Origin of the sequence: Streptomyces sp. NPDC002669 (assembly GCF_042889165.1) — a bacterium.
Taxonomy (GTDB): Bacteria; Actinomycetota; Actinomycetes; order Streptomycetales; family Streptomycetaceae; genus Streptomyces.
In genome coordinates this window covers 1-1,471 of record NZ_JBIAQQ010000083.1, presented here as the reverse complement: position 1 = coordinate 1,471, position 1,471 = coordinate 1, and the positions used below count along the sequence as shown (strand labels likewise).

The 1,471-nt window shown below is 68.4% G+C and carries 1 protein-coding gene; it reads right to left on the bottom strand.

Features of this window, described 5'->3' with window-relative positions; all coding sequences use genetic code 11:
• A partial coding sequence (locus tag ACFYW1_RS39025; RefSeq protein ID WP_389004595.1) for an amino acid adenylation domain-containing protein occupies positions 1-1,471 on the bottom strand: 1,471 nt, incomplete at both ends.

The window sequence follows — 1,471 nt, the reverse complement described above, 5'->3', positions numbered from 1 at the left end:
CGGGGCGGGGTGTAGGTGGTGGCGAGTTCGGGCCGGTGGTGGCCGGGGGCGGGCAGGGCCTTGGTGTCGACCTTCCCGTTGGGGGTCAGGGGCAGCTGGTCGAGGGTGACGTAGACGGCCGGGACCATGTAGTCGGGCAGCTGCTGCTGGAGATGGGTGCGCAGTGCGGTGGTGTCGGGGTCGTGTCCGGGGACGGGCACGATGTAGGCGACCAGGCGCTTGTCCCCGGGGGTGTCTTCGCGGGTGGTGACGGTGGTGGTGTGGATGTGGGGGTGGGTGTTCAGGGCGGCTTCGATCTCGCCGAGTTCGATGCGGTAGCCGCGCAGTTTGACCTGGTTGTCGATCCGGCCGATGAACTCCATCGTCCCGTCGGACCGCCACTTGACCAGGTCCCCGGTGTGATACACCCGCGGGTCGGGGCGGGGCGGGGCGAGGGGGTTGGGGGTGAAGCGCTCCCGGGTGAGGCCGGTGCGCTCGTGGTAGTGCCGGGCCAGGCAGATCCCGCCGAGCAGGGCGTGGCCGGGGATGCCGACGGGGGCGGGCTGGTTGTGGTGGTCGACGATGTAGGCGGTGGTGTTCGTGATCGCCCTGCCCAGGGTGGTGGTGCCTCCGTGCGGGTCGGGTGCGGTGGTCAGGCTCATCACGTTGGCCACCGAGCCCTCGGTGGCACCGTACTCGTTGCTGATCGTCGTCTCCGTGGCGCTGGTCTCCAGGAGCCGGGCGACCAGCTGCGGGGCGAGGTTCTCCCCGCCGGCCACGATCGTGGTGATGTGATGCCGTGCGCCCCGGGTTTCCAGATGGGCGGCCAGGACCTCCAGATGGGAAGGGGTGGCCTTGAGGAAGCTGATCGGGGTGCCGGTGCAGACCAGATCGATCGCCGCGTCGAAGGCCGTGCGGTCCGGTCCGGTGACCGGGATGACCAGCTGCTGGCCCTGGATCAACGGAAGGAACAGGGCCGTGATCGTCAGGTCGAACGTCACCGACGAATACAGCACCGACCCAATACCGCCCGGAATATGCGCGGGATAGTTCCGGTCGCACCAGTGCAGATAGTTCACCACCCCCCGGTGCTCCAGAGCCACCCCCTTCGGCCGGCCCGTCGAACCCGACGTATAGATCACATACGCCAGATCATCCGGCGACCCCACCGAAACCGGATCCTCCACCGGACCGGTGGGCCACTCCGTGTCGACCAGGATGCGCTCGATCCCGCCGGGCAGCCGCCCGGCCAGATCCGTGCTGGTGATCACCAGCGGAGCCTTCGCGTCTTGGACCATGTAGGTGATCCGCTCGGCCGGATACTCCGGATCCAGCGGAACGAACGCCGCACCCGCCTTCAAGATCCCCAGCAACACCGCGATCAGCTCCGGCGAACGGTCCAGACACACCCCCACCAACATGTCCGCCGTGACCCCGGCATCGCGCAGATGATGGGCCAGCTGGTTCGCCCGCGCATTGACCTCACCATAGG